The 16512-nt window shown below is 64.6% G+C and carries 11 protein-coding genes and 2 riboswitches; of the genes, 8 read left to right on the top strand and 3 right to left on the bottom strand.

Annotated elements, in window-relative coordinates:
• Positions 1-110: 110 nt before the first annotated feature.
• Both ACN9MX_RS20040 and ACN9MX_RS20035 read left to right on the top strand, forming a co-directional pair.
• The gene (locus ACN9MX_RS20040) at positions 111-1034 is read left to right on the top strand and encodes a formylglycine-generating enzyme family protein (protein ID WP_363829430.1); all 924 of its coding nucleotides are present in this window, start codon (positions 111-113) and stop codon (positions 1032-1034) included.
• Positions 1035-1056: 22 nt separating this feature from the next.
• On the top strand, positions 1057-1299 hold the full coding sequence (locus ACN9MX_RS20035) for a hypothetical protein (protein WP_363828467.1): 243 nt from the start codon (positions 1057-1059) through the stop codon (positions 1297-1299).
• 79 nt (positions 1300-1378) lie between these two features.
• Here the strand turns inward: ACN9MX_RS20035 and ACN9MX_RS20030 are convergent, their stop codons facing one another.
• From ACN9MX_RS20030 to ACN9MX_RS20020, 3 genes are read right to left on the bottom strand one after another with little or no spacing between them, the layout of a single operon-like run.
• Positions 1379-2773: an efflux transporter outer membrane subunit gene (locus ACN9MX_RS20030; RefSeq protein WP_363828464.1), complete on the bottom strand. Its 1395-nt coding sequence runs from the start codon at positions 2771-2773 to the stop codon at positions 1379-1381.
• Positions 2763-3956: an efflux RND transporter periplasmic adaptor subunit gene (locus ACN9MX_RS20025; RefSeq protein WP_363828461.1), complete on the bottom strand. Its 1194-nt coding sequence runs from the start codon at positions 3954-3956 to the stop codon at positions 2763-2765. Before ACN9MX_RS20025 ends, ACN9MX_RS20030 begins: the two co-directional genes overlap by 11 nt.
• The gene (locus ACN9MX_RS20020; RefSeq protein WP_363828458.1) at positions 3949-7143 is read right to left on the bottom strand and encodes an efflux RND transporter permease subunit; all 3195 of its coding nucleotides are present in this window, start codon (positions 7141-7143) and stop codon (positions 3949-3951) included. The genes ACN9MX_RS20025 and ACN9MX_RS20020 overlap by 8 nt, the downstream gene beginning before the upstream one ends.
• Before the next feature lie 352 nt (positions 7144-7495).
• Here ACN9MX_RS20020 and ACN9MX_RS20015 point away from each other — a divergent pair, with 352 nt between their 5' ends.
• The 6 genes from ACN9MX_RS20015 to bluB all read left to right on the top strand — a co-directional run bounded on the left by ACN9MX_RS20015 (position 7496) and on the right by bluB (position 16051).
• Positions 7496-8431, top strand: coding sequence for a LysR substrate-binding domain-containing protein (locus ACN9MX_RS20015; RefSeq protein ID WP_363828455.1), 936 nt, complete (start codon positions 7496-7498; stop codon positions 8429-8431).
• Between the two features lie 118 nt (positions 8432-8549).
• A riboswitch (cobalamin riboswitch) is annotated at positions 8550-8777 on the top strand.
• Between the two features lie 153 nt (positions 8778-8930).
• Positions 8931-10022 carry a HoxN/HupN/NixA family nickel/cobalt transporter gene (locus ACN9MX_RS20010; RefSeq protein WP_363828452.1) on the top strand — a complete coding sequence of 364 codons (1092 nt, stop codon included), beginning with the start codon at positions 8931-8933 and terminating at the stop codon, positions 10020-10022.
• Positions 10019-11059: a cobalamin biosynthesis protein CobW gene (gene cobW, locus ACN9MX_RS20005; protein WP_363828449.1), complete on the top strand. Its 1041-nt coding sequence runs from the start codon at positions 10019-10021 to the stop codon at positions 11057-11059. The genes ACN9MX_RS20010 and cobW overlap by 4 nt, the downstream gene beginning before the upstream one ends.
• Complete coding sequence (gene cobN, locus ACN9MX_RS20000; protein WP_363828446.1) at positions 11059-14823, top strand: cobaltochelatase subunit CobN; 3765 nt, start codon at positions 11059-11061, stop codon at positions 14821-14823. Before cobW ends, cobN begins: the two co-directional genes overlap by 1 nt.
• On the top strand, positions 14820-15425 hold the full coding sequence (gene cobO / locus ACN9MX_RS19995; RefSeq protein ID WP_363828443.1) for a cob(I)yrinic acid a,c-diamide adenosyltransferase: 606 nt from the start codon (positions 14820-14822) through the stop codon (positions 15423-15425). Before cobN ends, cobO begins: the two co-directional genes overlap by 4 nt.
• Complete coding sequence (gene bluB, locus ACN9MX_RS19990; protein WP_414714644.1) at positions 15422-16051, top strand: 5,6-dimethylbenzimidazole synthase; 630 nt, start codon at positions 15422-15424, stop codon at positions 16049-16051. Before cobO ends, bluB begins: the two co-directional genes overlap by 4 nt.
• Before the next feature lie 72 nt (positions 16052-16123).
• A riboswitch (cobalamin riboswitch) is annotated at positions 16124-16342 on the top strand.
• The last annotated feature ends 170 nt before the right edge of the window (positions 16343-16512 follow it).

Below are 16512 nucleotides of genomic sequence, written 5' to 3'. Positions count from 1 at the left end.
ACGCCGAAGGCCGGAGCGGCTTTCGGCGTCCTTATTTTGAGCGATACAGCCGTTCTGTCCGCCGCTATGGTCGGCGAATGATCGAGACCGGGAACGCAATCGCCACAGCCATGCGCTTTATCGATGGCGGCCTCTTCGCGATGGGTTCGGACCGCTTCTATCCGGAGGAAGCGCCCGTTCGGCACGTGCGCGTTGACGGCTTCTGGATCGATGAGACGCCCGTCACCAACCGGCAGTTCGCGGAATTTGTCGACGCGACGGGTTACCGCACCTTTGCCGAAACCCCGCCAGATCCGAAGGATTATCCCGGCATGCCACCCGAAATGGCGCGGGCCGGGTCATTGCTGTTTCAGCGCACCGCCATGCCGGTCGATCTGAACGATGTCAGCCAATGGTGGCATTTCAGCTTCGGCACGGACTGGCGTCATCCCCACGGTCCCGACAGCAATCTGGACGATCTTTGGGATCATCCGGTGGTTCATGTCGTCTTTCAGGACGCGGATGCCTATGCCCGATGGGCGGGCAAGGCGTTGCCGACCGAGGCGGAATGGGAATTTGCGGCGCGCGGCGGGCTGGACGGCGCGGATTATGCCTGGGGCGACGAACTGGCGCCCGGCGGCATTTGCCAGGCCAATTACTGGCAGGGCCTGTTCCCCTACAGCAATCTGCTGGAGGACGGCTATGAACGGACCTCGCCAGTGCGCTGCTATGCGCCCAATGGCCATGGCCTTTACGATATGATCGGCAATGTCTGGGAATGGACCGTCGACTGGTATGCCCAGCCCAGGATCATGCGCAAGACGAAGGGAAGCTGCTGCGTTCCCGCGAACCCGCGTGGCGGCACGAAGCGCGAAAGCCTCGATCCCGCCAATCCCGACGTGCCGATCCCGCGAAAGGTGTTGAAGGGCGGCTCCCATCTGTGTGCGCCCAGCTATTGCCAGCGCTATCGCCCTGCCGCACGCCACCCGCAGGCGGTGGACAGTTCCACCAGCCATATCGGCTTTCGCTGCATCGTCCGCGACGCGCAGCGCTGAATATCAGAAACGGAAATCTATCATGCTCAACATGCCCTGGGACCAGCCCGCCACCATGATCGACCTTGACGGAAAGGCGCCGATCATCGGCACGATCCGCGATTGCGCCCAGCATTTTGCTATCTTCAAGCCCCATGCGAAGGAACAGGCGCGCATCCTGCTGACCCAGCCAGTCCATCGCGAAGGCCGCAAGACACGGACCTGGGTGCTGGAACCATGGGAGATCGAAAAGCTGGTCGAACGGCTGAGGGCGGAAGCGCATTAGAGCGGGTTTCTTGGTTTTCCGCGATTTCCTGACCTTCGGATGACGCCACCCGACTGGAAGTCGCTTCAACCAGGGATCTTCAAACGGCCCCGCCCAAGGCCTTCACCAGAGCGACGCTCGCCCGCATCCGCTGGGTTTGCACCGCCAGCAAAGCCCGCTGCGCTTCCAGCGCGTCGGTCTGCGCCGTCACCACTTCCAAATAATCGGACGCGCCATCGCGATATCGCGTGAGCGCCAGTTCGCTGGTCCGCCCGGCGGCCGTTGCCGCGCCGCGCTGGCTCACCGCCTGATCGGCCAGGTGCCGGTTCGCCGCCAGGGCATCCTCGACCTGCCGGAATGCGCCCAGCACGGTTTCGCGATAGCCCGCCGTCATTTCCTCATATTCCGCGCGCGACATTCTGACCCCCGCCCTGCGCCGTCCCCCGTCGAACAGTGCCAGGACTGCGGATGCCGGACCTAAACCCCAGAAGCTGCTTGGCTTGCTGAACAATTCGCCATGACTGGCCTGATAGCCGCCGGACAGTCCCAGCGTCAGCGTCGGGAAGAAGGCTGCCCTCGCCACGCCGATCCGTGCATTGGCCGCAAATATTCGCCGCTCGGCAGCGGCAATGTCCGGCCTGCGCTGCAACAGTTGCGAAGGGGCGCCGACCGGCAGTTCGGGCGCCCTGAGCGGCTGCACCCGCACCGGGATCGAAAAGTCGGACGCTATGGCCCCCACCAGCGCGGCGATCTCATGCTCGGTCGCCGCCCGCTCGTTGGCGACGGCGGAAATCTGCGCCTGCGCATTGTCCAGCACGGTCTTCGCGCGATTGACGTCGATGCCGGACGCTATGCCGCCATCATGCCGCGTCGTGGTCAGGCGATAGGCCTTGCCGAACGCATCCACCGTCTGGCGCAGCAATTCCGCCTCCGCATCCAGCCCGCGCAACCGGGCATACGCATCCGCCACAGCCGCTTGAAGGCTGAGCCGGGCAGACGCAAGATCGGCTTCGCTTGCCTGCGCGTCAGCCCGCGCCGCTTTCACGCTGTTGCGGATGCGGCCCCACAGGTCCAACTCATAGTCGAGCGTCGCCCCGACCGAAAAATCATCATAGACCGGGGCCACCCCATTGCCGCCGAAGCGATTGCCCGACAGCCGCTGACGGCTCGCATCGCCCCCTGCCTTTACCTGCGGAAACAGGTCCGCCCGCTCGATCCCTGCCGAAGCCTTCGCCTGGTCATAGCGCGCCAACGCCGCAGCCAGGGTCGGGCTGGCTTGCTCCGCCCGCGCCTCCAGATCGTTCAGCACCGGGTCGCCAAAGGCTTCCCACCACTGGCCACGCGGAGCCTGATCCATCGGCGTCGCAGCCGTCCACCCTTCCAATTCCTTAAAATCCCGTGGCACCGGGGTTGCAGGCGGCCGATAGTCCGGTGCCATCGAACAGCCCGTCAGCCCCACCAGCAGCAGAAACGCAATCCTGCGATCAACCCCCATGGACCACATCCTTGGCAGCGCTCTGGACCCGCACCCTGTCGCCGCTGCGAATGGCGTCGGGCGGCGTGTCGATCACCCGGTCTGTTCGCCGAACCCCGCTGGAGAGCAGCACGACATTGCCCTCGTCGCGGGAGATGGTGACGGGCTTGACGGTCGCGCGGCCATCCCCTCCCACCACCGCTACGGTCGGTCCGTCATTGCCGTAGAGGATCGCGCTTCCCGGCAAGGTCACGCCATTGCCGGATCCCGCCGGCACCTTGAAGCGGACCTGCGCGTAAGCACCCGGCTTCAGCGCGCCGTCGCCATTGTCGGCCTGTAACTGCACCAGCACCGCGCCCGACTGCGTATCCACCGCGCCCGAACTGCTGGTCAGCCTCGCATCGAAGCTGCGTCCTGGATATTCCGGCAGGGTCAGCGTTGCCGCCATGCCGGGCCTGATGGCGGCCGAATAGCCCTGCGGCACGCGCACATAGATGCGCATCCGGTGGGTGTCCGACACGGTGAACAGTGGCTGGGCCGCCGCATTGCCCGCCACCACCAGCGCCCCGATCTGCGCCGACCGGCTGGTCACCACGCCGCTGAACGGCGCCGACAGCCGGGTGAATCCTTGCAGCGCCTGCAAGCGCTTCACATTGGCGAGTGCCGCATTGGACAGGGCCTTGCGCGCGGCAAGATCGCCGGCCTTCTCGTCCGCCTCCTGCCGTGAAACGGCATCCTGCGCCAACATAGACGACCACCGCCGGGAGGTGGTGGCAGCCAGCCGTTCATTGGCGAGCGCGGTCTGGTAATCCGCCTGCGCCTGCGCGAGCTGCTGGTCGACCTCCGGCGCGTCCAATATGGCGAGCGGCTCGCCCGCCCGGACATGATCGCCGATATCGGCCAACCAGCGCCGCACATAGCCATTGGTCCGGGCAAAGATCGCCGCGCTGTTATAGGCCTGAACATTGCCGGGCAGAACCAGCGCGTCGCCCTCGCCGGCGGTGGCGGGCATCACGACCGCCACGGTGGGTATGGCGGCGTCGGCGGCCACCTGCTTCAACTCATTGGTCGCGTGGATGCGCGATGCGATGCCCAGGCCGACAACAGCGACGGCGATGACCGCCGCGCCGACGCCCACCCGCTTCAGCGTGCGGCTGTCGGGTCCTTGTGCTTCGGGATGTTCGATGGGGTTGTGCTCAGACATGGTGGGGCTGCATTTCCAGGGAAGACGCCTTCTGCCCATGTTTGCGATGGACGAAGGCAAAAATGGTGGGGACGAAGAAGAGGGTTGCGATGGTCGCGCAGATCAGGCCGCCGATGACGGCGCGGCCAAGCGGCGCATTCTGCTCGCCGCCATCGCCCAGGCCGAGCGCCATCGGTCCCATTCCGATGACCATGGCGAGCGCGGTCATCAGCACCGGGCGAAAGCGCACCATGCCGGCCTCCAGCGCGGCCTTGCCGGCATCGCCGAGTTCGGCGAGCTTTTCCCGCGCAAAGCTGACGACCAGGATGGAGTTGGCGGTCGCCACGCCCATGCACATGATCGCCCCGGTCAGCGCCGGTACGGACAATGTCGTGCCGGTAATGAACAGCATCCACACAATGCCCGCCAGCGCCGCGGGCAAGGCGGTGATGATCACGAAGGGATCGACCCAGCTCTGGAAATTGACGACGATCAACAGGTAGATCAGCACGATCGCCCCCGCCAGACCCCAGCCAAGCCCCGAAAAGGCCGTGTTCATCGTCGCATATTGGCCGCGAATTGTGACGGTCGTGCCCTTGGGCAGTTCCTTCTCCAATGATTTGATCGCCCGTTGAACATCGGCGGCGACCGCGCCCAGATCCCGTCCCTGCGTCGTCGCGAAAATGTCCAGCACGGGCGCAATATCATAGTGCGTGACAACCGGCACGGTGTTGGACCGCCGGATCGTCGCCAGCCCGCCCAGCGGCTGAACAGGGGCGCCGGACGCACTGCTCGACACCGGCACATTGCTGAGATCGCTCATCGATCCCACAAGATATTCCGGCGCCTGCGCCACCACCGGATATTGGACGCCGTTTTCCGGATTCACGAAATAGACCGGTGCCGTTTGCGAAGTACCCGCAAGCTGGCTGGCCAGGCTGGTCGTCACGTCGCGCTCCGAAAGTCCATATTGCCCGACCCGTGAACGGTCGACCTCCACCTCAAGCTGGGGCGAGCGTGCCGGCTGCTGGATACGGGCATCGGCCAGCCCGGAAATGGCCGCCATCCTCGCCAGCAACTTCTGGGCATAGGCGCGGTTGCCATCGGCATTCTTGCCCGCGATCTGCACGTCGATGGGTGCCGGCGCGCCGAAATTCAGGATCTGGCTGGTGATGTCGGCCGGCAGGAAGGCGAAGCTCGTTCCGGGGAAGCGACGGGGCAATTCCCGCCGCAGCTTCGCGACAATCTCGTCGGTCGGCCGGTGATCCCTCGTCAGGGCGATCAGCATGTCGCCATCCTGCGGGCCAATGGTGCCGCTATTGTTGTAGATGGTGTTGATGCCGCTTACCGGCAGGCCGATATTGTCCGTGATGGAGGCGAGTTCCTCCGCCGGAATCATCGAGCGGACTTCCCGCGCGATACGATCGAAGCGCGCGGCGCTGTCTTCGATCCGCGCCCCCACCGGTACGCGCACATGCATCGCGATCTGGCCGGAATCGACCGAGGGGAAGAAATTGCTGCCCAGCATCGGCAGCAGCGCGAAGGACAGCAGCACGATGGCCATGAAGCCCAGCAGGAAGGGCTTGCGCGCATGGAGAGCCCGGTGCAGCAGCCCGACATAGCCGCGCCTGGTCTTCTCGAAGCGCTTTTCGAACCCGCGTTGGAACCGGACCAGCGGATTGCGGGAAGCGGGCGCCCCGGCCAGGTGCATATCGCCCCCCTCGACATGGGGCTTCAGCAGATACATCGCCATGGTCGGCACCAGCGTCCGCGACAGGATGAAGGACGCAATCATCGCGAATACGACGGACAGGGCCATCGGCACGAACAGGAAGCCTGCAACTCCGGGCAGGAAGAACATCGGCACGAAAACGATGCATATGCACAGCAGCGATACGAAGGCTGGCGTCACGATCTGCGCCGCGCCGTCCAATATGGCTTCGATCACGCCCTTGCCCTGTTCCAGATGCCAGTTGATATTTTCTATGGTCACGGTCGCATCGTCGACCAATATGCCGACCGCCAGGGCCAGGCCGCCCAGCGTCATGACGTTCAGCGTCTGGCCGAAAGCCGCCAGCGCCGCGATAGCGGCCAATATGGCGAGCGGGATCGACAGGGCGATGATCACCGTCGAACGCCAGGATCCCAGGAACAGCAGGATCATCAACGACGTCAGCGCCGCGGCGATCGCGCCTTCATGGATGACGCCTTCCACGGCTGCCTTCACGAAGAGCGACTGGTCGCCGATGGGCAGGATCTTGAGCGCGTCGGGCAGGCCCGCGGCAATCTGCGGCAGTTTCTGCTTGACGCCGTCCACGATTGCCAGGGTGGAGGTCGCGCCGTTCTTGAGGATGGTCAGCAGCACCGACCGGCTGCCCTCGACATGCACGATATTCTGCTGCGGGCCGCTGCCGTCGCGAACATGCGCGACGTCCCGCATGGTGATGGTCGCGCCGTTCACGACCTTGACCGGCAGGTCGTTCAGAGCCTCTATGGAGGACGGGGCGTTGTTCAACTTCACGCTATATTGCGTTTCGCCGATCTTGACGAAGCCGGCCGGGTTGATCTGGTTCTGCGCCGCGATGGCAGCGCCCACATCCTGCGCCGACAGACCCTTCGATTGAAGCGCCAGCGGGTTGAGGTCAATCTGAACCTGCCGCTGCTTGCCGCCGGACGGGAATGGCATGGCAAGACCGGGCACCGTGATCAGGGGCGGGCGGACCTGGTTCATGCCCATGTCGAACAATTGCTGTTCCGACAGCCCCTTTCCCGACAGGGCAAGCTGGAGGATGGGAACGGTCGACGCACTATAGTTCAGGATCAGCGGTGGCGTAATTCCCGGCGGCATCTGGCGCAGGACGGTCTGCGACACCGATGTCACCTGCGCCGTGGCGGTCCGGATGTCGGCGCCCGGCTGGAAATAGATCTTGATGACGCCGATACCCTGAAGCGACTGGCTCTCGATATGGTCGATATCATTGACCGTCGTCGTCAGCACCCGCTCATAGGGATTGACGATGCGGTTCGCCATGTCCTCCGGCGACAGGCCCGCATATTGCCAGGCAACGGCCACCACCGGGATGCGGATGTTGGGGAAGATGTCGACCGGGGTGCGCACGGCCGCCAGAACCCCGCCGATCGCGATCAGGATTGCCATTACGATGAAGGTCAGCGGACGATGCAGGGCAACCTTGACGATATCGATCATTCACGACTCCACGCAAGCGCCGCCAGGTGATCCCCGCCGCACATGAAACGCGACCTCTCCGGATATATTTTTCGCCTTCTGGGACAGTGACGAACAGCGCCAGGAAATGCGCATATCTTTTTTTCGCATTTTCAGGCGATTGTCCGTGACCGGCCTGCCTGACAATGCGCCCAAGAATGCGACGACATCCCCGACCATGGGCGGAGTGCTGCGGCAATGAGGGGGCATAGCCCGCGCACATCCGCCCGACGGTCATGGGACACCGCCGCATTCGAAAACGCCCATGCGCCCTTGGACATTCCACGTCTAATATATAATATGGCATGATCGATATCTTTGACGACATGATAATATGGACCTGCGCCACCTTCGTTATTTCCTGTGCGTCGCTGAAGAGATGCATTTTGGCCGCGCCGCGCTTCGCCTCGGCATATCCCAGCCGCCGCTCAGCCAGCAAATCCGCGCCCTGGAGGAGGAGCTTGGCGTCCGCCTGTTCGATCGCACCAGCCGCAAGGTGCGCCTGACGGAGGCGGGCCGGCTGTTCGAGCCGGAAGCCCGCAGGACGCTTGCCCAGGCCGACCGCGCAGCACAGATCGCGCGCATGGCGCAGCGTGCGGAGATCGGGCGGCTGGGGCTGGGTTTCACTACGTCCGGACCCTTCGTGCCGCCGATCGCGCGCGCGCTCTACCGCTTCCGCAAAGCCCATCCGGACGTCGAACTGATCCTGCGCGAACAGGGCCGCGACGAACAGATAGAGGGGGTCGCCAGCCGCCAGCTCGATCTTGGAATCTTGCGTGATTTCACGGCATTGACGCTGTCTGATGGCTTGCTGTCGCAATGCCTGCTCAAGGAAGAGATGGTGCTGGCGCTGCGCGCGGATCATCCGCTGGCGCTAAGGGCGGCCCCACCCCGGATTGCCGACCTTTTCGATGAACCGCTGGTCCTGTACGGCGCACCCAATGGCACAGGCTTCACGGAACATTTCCGGGCCCTTTGCACGGAGGCTGGCTTCGTCCCCAAAATCTCCCATGAAGCCCGCAGCCTGGCCACCCTGCTGGGCCTGGTTTCGGCGGGGTTCGGGCCTACGGTCATACCCTTGTCAATGGCGCGGCTGCACCTTGACAATGTGGTCAACCGCCCGTTCGACTTGCCGGTCATGAGTTCGCTCTGGCTGATCCACGATCGGGAACTGTCGCCCACCGGCCTGGCGTTCCTCGATACCCTGCTCGAAGAATGCCGGTCGACCGGAATCACCTCCAGCGACAGCCGATGCGCCACCGCGCCATGACGGAGGTCATCGCCCAATGCCTCATCAGGGAACGACCGCTGATGAAGGCGCCGATGAAGCGCCCCTTCCCATTTCTTTTCCCAGCCTCTATGCACGGCCGTGAAGATCGGTTTCGGTTGGTCTTCATGATCGCGCCGGTGCCCTCGCAAGGGGCTTAATAGGGAATGCGGTGATGAATCCGCAGCTGTCCCTGCAACTGTAAGCGGTGAGCGAGACGCATAGCGATCCTCCGGAGCGCCGGATGATCAGCCACTGGGCCGGACGCTAAACCATGCGAGGCCTGGGAAGGCCATGCGCCGAGCCGTGACCCGCAAGCCAGGAAACCTGCCTGCGTCTGGTCGCTCTTGCCTTGGTCCAGGGGATGGCCGCGGCACGGTCCTCCGTCTGAGCGACGCTTCTCGCAGCGGGAGCTGCTGTCCGCATGCCGGGCGCAAGAGCGTCCGTCCGGCATGAAGGCGGTTTCCGTCCGGTTTCGCAGACGCCGACGGGATACCGTCCGATGACCATTTCCTCCGATGCGCAGGCATCGATGCAGGCGCCTCCTGGCGGCCTGCGTCGCCGCGCCACCGGCATGTTCGCCGGTCTCATCGCCGCCAATCTGGCCGCCTGGATCGCGGCCTTCACCATCTTCGCGGGCGATCCCGTCATGCTCGGTACGGCGGTGCTTGCCTGGAGCCTGGGCCTGCGCCATGCCGTCGACGCCGATCATATCGCCGCCATCGACAATGTGACCCGCAAGCTGATGCAGGACGGCCAGCGGCCCCTTACGGTCGGCTTCTGGTTCGCCATCGGCCATAGCGGCATCGTGCTGATCGCCGCTGTCCTCATCGCATTCGCCGCCAATGCCCTCAGCCGCGTCGAAGCCGCAGGAGCCATTGGCGGCACCATTGCGACGCTGGTGTCCGCGACCTTCCTCCTTGCCATTGCGGCGATGAATCTGGTCATCCTGCGATCCGTGCTCAAGACCTTCAATCATGTTCGAAGGGGTGGCGCCTATATCGATGAAGATATGGACATTCTTCTGGGCAATCGGGGTCTCCTGTCGCACCTTTTCCGCCCGCTTTTCCGGCTGGTGACGCGAAGCTGGCACATGGCGCCGCTCGGCTTTCTTTTCGGTCTGGGCTTCGATACCGCGACAGAGGTTGCCATTCTGGGCCTTTCCGCCGGCCAGGCCGCCAGCGGCCTTTCCATCGCGACCGTCCTTATCTTCCCCCTGCTCTTTGCGGTGGGGATGGCGTTGATCGACACCACGGACGGCGCGCTGATGATGGGCGCCTATCAGTGGGCGTTCGTGAAACCGATCCGCAAACTCTACTATAATATCACCATAACGCTGATGTCGGCTCTGGTCGCGCTGCTGATCGGCGGGATCGAGGCGGCGGCGCTGCTGGGCGACAAGCTCGGCCTCAGCGGCGGCATCTGGACCCTCGCCGCCGATTTGGGCGCCCATTTCAACAGCCTTGGCTTCATCATCATCGGCCTGTTCGCCGCCTGCTGGCTGGCGAGTTGGGCCTTCTATCGCTGGAAGGGCTTCGACGAGATCGAACTCATCCCCGCCGCTGGCCACCAACCGCAAGGAAATCCCGCATGAAAAAGGTATCTGCAACCGTCATCACCGGCTTTCTGGGTGCCGGCAAGACCACGCTGATCCGTCACCTCATCCAGCATGCCGGCGGCCGTCGTCTGGCCCTTATCATCAATGAATTCGGGGATGTGGGCGTCGATGGCACGCTGGTTCAGGGGTGCGGCGACGAAGCCTGCCCGGATGACGACATCATCGAACTGGCCAATGGCTGCATCTGCTGCACCGTGGCCGACGATTTCCTGCCGACCATGCAGAAACTGCTCGATCGCCCTGTCCCGCCTGATCACATCATCATAGAGACCAGCGGCCTTGCCCTGCCCAAGCCGCTGGTGAAGGCGTTCCAATGGCCCGACATCCGGACGCGGGCCACGGTCGACGGCGTCATCGCCTTGATCGACGCCGACGCGCTCGCCGCCGGCCGCTTCGCCCATGACGAAGTCGCGCTCGCGGCCGCCCGTGCTGCGGACCCCACGTTGGATCATGACAGCCCGATCGAGGAATTGTTCGAAGATCAACTCGCCTGTGCCGACCTCGTCCTGCTCAACAAGACCGACCTGGTGGAGCCGGACCGCCTGGTGGCGTTGGAGCAGGAACTGGCCCGGGAAATCCGACCCGGCGTCCGCATCCTCCGCACCGCCAGGGGAGAGATTGATCCCGCTATCCTGCTCGGTCTCGACGCGGGCGTGGAGGACCAGATCGATGCACGCCCCTCCCACCATGACGATGAGGAGGATCATGACCATGACGATTTTGACAGCTTCGTCGTCGATCTGGGCGAACTTGCCGGGCCAGAGCCGCTGCTGACGGCGCTCGCGCAGAGCATCGCCGCGCACGACATATTGCGGGTCAAGGGCTTCCTCGCCATTGAGGGGCGCCCGGCGCGCCTGGTTCTTCAGGCGGTCGGTCCGCGCATCCAGCATCATTACGACCGGCACTGGCAGGCCGGCGAGCCGCGCCGATCCCGGCTGGTGGTGATTGGCCAGCGCGGCATGGACCGCGCCGCGATAGAGGCCGGAATCGGCGCCCGGATGGCGACCGCCTGATGCATCTGCTGACCGCCACGCCCGGCACCGTCTCCAATGGCGACGAAGCCATAGACCTCGGCCAGTCACCGGGGGACATCGTGCTGCTGACCGTGGCGGACAGCGAACTGGCCTGTTTCGCCAGCGCGGCCCATGCGCTCACGCAGGAACTGGGGGAAGGCGCGCCGCGCATCCGGCTCGCCAACCTTCTCCAGCTAAAACATCCCTATTCGGTCGACATGTATGTCGAGAAGGTCGTGGCCCATGCCAAATTCGTCTGCGTCATCCTGCTAGGGGGCAAGAGCTATTGGCCCTATGGCATTGATGAGATTGCAAATATCGCGCGGGAGAAAGGCATTGCCTTCGCCGCCATCGCCGATGATCGGGAAGATGATCCAGAATTGCGCGCCGCTTCGACCGTTGGCCCGGAAAGCTGCGGTCTGCTGCGCGACTATCTGCGGCAGGGCGGCATAGCCAATGCCATCGCTTTCCTGCGAAAGGCCGCTGATCTTGCCGGCTTCGACGCGGGCGCCGTCGATGCGCCCGTCCCGGTGGCCGATGCGGGCCTTTACCTGCCTGGTCACGATCGCCCGACCCTGGATCAGGTCAAGGCCAGATGGCAGGCCGGTCGGCCCACCGCCCTTTTCCTCTTCTACCGTGCCCTGCTGATCGCCGGTACGCTGGATGCGGTGGACCGCATGATCGCGGGACTGGAGGCCGCCGGCCTTAATGTCCTTCCTGTCCATGTCCGTGCCTTGCGCGAACCATTTGCCAGGGATTTCCTGCGCCATCAGATGGCGGGAACCCCGCCGGACGTCATCCTCAACGCCACCGCCTTTGCCGCCAGCGCGCCGGGAGAGCCGCGCACGCCCTCGATCCTTGAGCTGGCGGACTGCGCGATCCTCCAGACGATCTTCGCCAGCGCCGAGCATGACAATTGGGAGGCCAGCGCGCGGGGATTGGGCCCTCGCGATCTTGCGATGCACATCGCCCTGCCGGAGGTGGACGGTCGCCTCTTCACGCGCGCCGTCGCCTTCAAGGCTGTGGCGCGGTTCGACGAGCTTACGGAATGCGGCATCGTGACGCCTCATATTCTGGAAAATCGTGTAAGCTTTGTTTCACAACTTACTGCAAACTGGTCAAAACTCAGAAGGTTACCAGCCAATGAGCGCCGGGTCGCGATGGTTCTGGCCAACTACCCCAACAGCGAGGCCCGCATCGGCAACGGCGTCGGACTGGACACGCCCGCAAGCGCCGCCGCCATCTTGAAGGCCCTGTCGGAGGCGGGCTACCGGACGGGCACTGCTCCCGCCGACAGCACCGCACTGATGCAGCTCATGACCGGCGCCGTCACCAACGCCTCTCCGGATCGCCCCGGCGAGGTCAGCCTGCCGCTCGGCGCCTATCAGGCGGCCTTCGCCGCGCTGCCCAAAGCGGCGCGTAATGCCGTCCAGGACCGCTGGGGTCCACCCGAAGCCGATCCCTTTTTCCGCGACGGCGCCTTCCACCTGCCGGCGCACCGTTTCGGCAACATCGTCGTCGCCGTCCAGCCTTCCCGCGGCTACCATATCGATCCCAGGAGCAGCTATCACGACCCGGCGCTGCCGCCGCCCCATGCCTATCTCGCCTTCCATATCTGGCTGGCCGACGCGTTTGGAGCGCATGCCGTCGTTCATGTCGGCAAGCATGGCAATCTCGAATGGCTGCCGGGGAAGGCCGTCGCCCTGTCGGAAAGCTGTTTCCCGGAAATCTGCGCCGGACCGATTCCGCAAATCTACCCGTTCATCGTCAACGACCCCGGCGAAGGCACCCAGGCGAAGCGCCGCATCGGCGCGTGCATCGTCGATCATCTGACGCCGCCGCTGACGCGCGCCGAGAGCTATGGTCCGCTCAAGGAGCTGGAGGCGCTGGTCGATGAATATTATCTTGCCGCCGGCATGGACCCGCGCCGGCTGGAAACGCTGCGCAAGGACATATTGGCACTCGCCGCCGCACAGGGACTGGACAGGGATGCAGGCGCGCGAGGAAGCGGAGACGAGGCCTTAGCCGCGATTGATAACTATCTGTGTGAGCTCAAGGAAATGCAGATCCGCGATGGATTGCATATCTTCACGCAGAGCCCGGAAGGCCGTCTCCGCCGGGATCTCCTCATCGCCCTCGCCCGCTGTCCCAGAGGGATGGAGGAAGGCCAGCAATCGCTGCTGCGCGCGCTGGCCGATGATCTGGCGCTGGATTTCGATCCCCTGGATTGCGTGATGGGCGAGGCATGGACCGGCGCACGCCCGGCCGCCCTGGAGGCTGTCGCAAAGGCCCCCTGGCGCACCACGGGCGACACGGTCGAACGGCTGGAACTCTATGCCATCGACCTGGTGGACTATCTGTCCCGCGAACAGGGGAATGACGGCATTCAGCGGAAAGGTGCCCCAGGCCGACGGAGCGAGGCCGTTCTCAAGGCCATCGAAGCCGATCTCGCCCCCCGCGTCGATGCCTGCGGACGTGCCGAAAAGGCCGCGCTCCTCGACGCCCTTGACGGCAAATTCGTCGCTCCCGGCCCTTCCGGAGCGCCCACCAGGGCCCGGCCCGACGTCCTTCCCACCGGCCGCAATTTCTATTCGGTCGATACCCGCGCCGTGCCCACGGTCGCCGCCTGGAATCTCGGGCAACGCTCCGCCGATCTCATCGTGCAGGACTATCTCCAGCGCGAGGGCGACTATCCTCGCGCCATCGCCCTTTCGGCCTGGGGCACCGCCAATATGCGCACGGGCGGCGACGACATTGCGCAGGCGCTCGCCCTGATGGGCGCGCGTCCCCGCTGGGACTGGGCTTCCGGCCGCGTCATCGGGTTCGAGGTCATGAAGATCGCGGAACTGGGCCGCCCGCGCGTCGACGTCACCTTGCGCGTTTCGGGCTTCTTCCGGGATGCCTTCCCGGAGCAGATCGACCTTGTCGACAGCGCAGCCCGCGCCGTCATGGCGTTGGACGAACCGGAGGAGGACAACCCGGCGGCAGCGCGCCACCGGGCGGAAACCGCGGCGTTGATCGCGGAGGGCATGGCGGAAAAGGTCGCGCTGCGCCGGGCAGGCAGCCGCGTCTTCGGGTCGAAACCCGGCGCTTATGGCGCAGGCCTTCAGGCGATGATTGACGAGAGGATCTGGCATGACAGGTCGGACCTGGCCAATGTCTATCTCGACTGGGGCAGCCATGCCTATGGCGGCGGGGTGGAGGGCGACAGCGAACGCAGCCTCTTCGCCCGGCGCCTGACCGACGCCGACGCCCTGATACAGAATCAGGACAATCGCGAGCACGACCTGCTCGATAGCGATGATTATTATCAGTTCGAAGGCGGCATGGCCGCCGCCGTCGAGCATCTCTCCGGCAGGAAGCCTCTCAGCTATCATAACGACCACAGCCGCCCCGAACGTCCTGTCATCCGCACGCTGGAGGATGAGATTGGCCGTATCGTCCGCGCCCGCGTCACCAACCCCAAATGGATCGCCGGGATGATGCGCCACGGCTATAAGGGTGCGTTCGAAATCGCCGCCTCGGTCGACTATCTGTTCGCCTTCGCCGCCACCACCCATGCCGTCAAGGACCATCATTTCGACGCCGTCCATGCCGCCTTCATGGAGGATGAGACGGTCCGCGCCTTCATGGCGCAGGCCAATCCGGCAGCCCTGCGGGAAACCGCCGCCCGCCTCCACGAAGCGCTGGACCGCGCCCTTTGGAAGCCCCGGTCGAACAGCGCCGCCATGCTTCTCTCCCAAATCAAGGATGCCTCGCAATGATCGAACGCACGCCCGAACAACATGCCGAAAAGATGAAGAAGAAACAGGCCGCCCATGACAGGATCATGGCTACCAAGACGCAGGAAAAGGGCCTGTTGATCGTCCACACCGGCAAGGGCAAGGGCAAGACGACCGCCGCCCTGGGCATGGTGGTCCGCGCCATCGGCCATGACAGGAAGGTGGGCGTCGTCCAGTTCGTCAAGGGCGCGATGACCACCGGAGAAAAACGGGTGTTCGATGCGTTTCCGGACAATGTCGAATTCAAGCCGATGGGCGAAGGCTTCACCTGGAATACGCAGGACCGGACCCGGGACATTGCCCTGGCGCGCGAAGCGTGGGATGAGGTGAAACGCATGATCGCCGATCCGGCCTATGACATGGTCCTTGCCGATGAACTCAACATCGTCCTGCGCTACGACTACCTGCCCGTGGCAGAGGTCCTGGAAGCCGTGACCGCCAGAAGCCCGATGAAGCATGTGCTCATCACCGGCCGCAACGCGCCCGAAGCGCTGATCGACGCGGCCGATCTCGTCACCGAAATGACGCTTGTCAAACATCCCTTCCGCAGCGGCGTGAAGGCCCAGCCGGGAATCGAATTCTGACACACACCGCCTTCGACATCGCCGCCTTCGAGGATCTGGTCCACCTGCGCCGCGACGTGCGCCATTTCCTGACCGACCCGCTGGACGAAAGCGAGGTGGAAAGGCTGCTCGCCCTTGCGCACAGCGCCCCGTCCGTGGGGCTTTCGCAGCCCTGGCGGTTCGTCCGGATCGAAACGCCGGGGCTGCGCGAGGATCTCGCCGTCCATGTCGATGCCCAGATCGCCAGAGCGGGCAAGATCTACGATGGAGAGGAGGACCGGCTCTACCGCAGCCTCAAATTGCACGGTCTGCGCGAAGCGCCCGTGCTGTTCGCCGTCTATTGCGACGAAGGCACTGAAACGGGGCACAGGCTGGGCGCAATCACCATGCCGGAGGCGCGCCGCTACAGTTGCGTGATGGCCATCCACACATTGTGGCTTGCCGCCCGCACGCGCGGCATTGGGCTGGGCTGGGTGTCGATACTGGATCCCGCGACGGTGGATGCGATGCTCGCCATTCCCGGCAACTGGCGCTGCCTCGGGCTGATATGCCTGGGCTATCCTGTAAGCGAAGAGGCTACGCCGGAACTGGAAAGACGGGGCTGGGAACATCGCACCGACTGGCATTCCGCGATCGTCACGCGCTGACGATTGCCGCTGAACGGCTCTTTCCTTTCCCGTCCTCCCCGCCTATGAGGCGTTGCTGGAACGGGTTCCGCCCGCTCCATCGATCGCGTCGGTGCCCCGCGAGGGGCTTAAATGGGAACGCGGTGCGGGAGGATGCTCCCTAATCCGCGGCTGTCCCTGCAACTGTAAGCGGCGAGCAAGGCAAGGACGGCCCCCCATCCGGGATGGCCAGCCACTGGAGCAATCCGGGAAGGCCCGTGCCAAGGCGACGACCCGCAAGCCAGGATACCTGCCGAACGCAAAGGTCGCTCTAGCCATGGTCCAGGGGATGGTCACGGCTCGGTTCTCCGCACGGGCGACGAATGCGGCTGGGGGACATCCTCCGGTCGTCGTTGCGACGTGGGAGGTGAAGTTCGTTGCCAGACGCGCAAAGCGCATCGTCCGCCGCCGTTCGCGGCTGGTGTCCATCGGCATGGCGTCCG

It is taken from the genome of Sphingobium sp. R-21 (genome assembly GCF_049913335.1).
GTDB lineage: Bacteria > Pseudomonadota > Alphaproteobacteria > Sphingomonadales > Sphingomonadaceae > Sphingobium.
Note: the sequence above shows the minus strand (reverse complement) of the source record. Positions and strands in the feature narration are given on the sequence as shown.

Bases quoted from the DNA above. Each gene is read 5' to 3' on its own strand.
- ACN9MX_RS20010 (WP_363828452.1), top strand. From the start codon at position 8,931: ATGACCATTTCCTCCGATGCGCAGGCATCGATGCAGGCGCCTCCTGGC.
- cobN (WP_363828446.1), top strand. From the start codon at position 11,059: ATGCATCTGCTGACCGCCACGCCCGGCACCGTCTCCAATGGCGACGAA.
- ACN9MX_RS20015 (WP_363828455.1), top strand. From the start codon at position 7,496: ATGGACCTGCGCCACCTTCGTTATTTCCTGTGCGTCGCTGAAGAGATG.
- ACN9MX_RS20025 (WP_363828461.1), bottom strand. From the start codon at position 3,956: ATGTCTGAGCACAACCCCATCGAACATCCCGAAGCACAAGGACCCGAC.
- ACN9MX_RS20040 (WP_363829430.1), top strand. From the start codon at position 111: ATGCGCTTTATCGATGGCGGCCTCTTCGCGATGGGTTCGGACCGCTTC.
- cobW (WP_363828449.1), top strand. From the start codon at position 10,019: ATGAAAAAGGTATCTGCAACCGTCATCACCGGCTTTCTGGGTGCCGGC.
- ACN9MX_RS20030 (WP_363828464.1), bottom strand. From the start codon at position 2,773: ATGGGGGTTGATCGCAGGATTGCGTTTCTGCTGCTGGTGGGGCTGACG.
- ACN9MX_RS20020 (WP_363828458.1), bottom strand. From the start codon at position 7,143: ATGATCGATATCGTCAAGGTTGCCCTGCATCGTCCGCTGACCTTCATC.
- cobO (WP_363828443.1), top strand. From the start codon at position 14,820: ATGATCGAACGCACGCCCGAACAACATGCCGAAAAGATGAAGAAGAAA.
- ACN9MX_RS20035 (WP_363828467.1), top strand. From the start codon at position 1,057: ATGCTCAACATGCCCTGGGACCAGCCCGCCACCATGATCGACCTTGAC.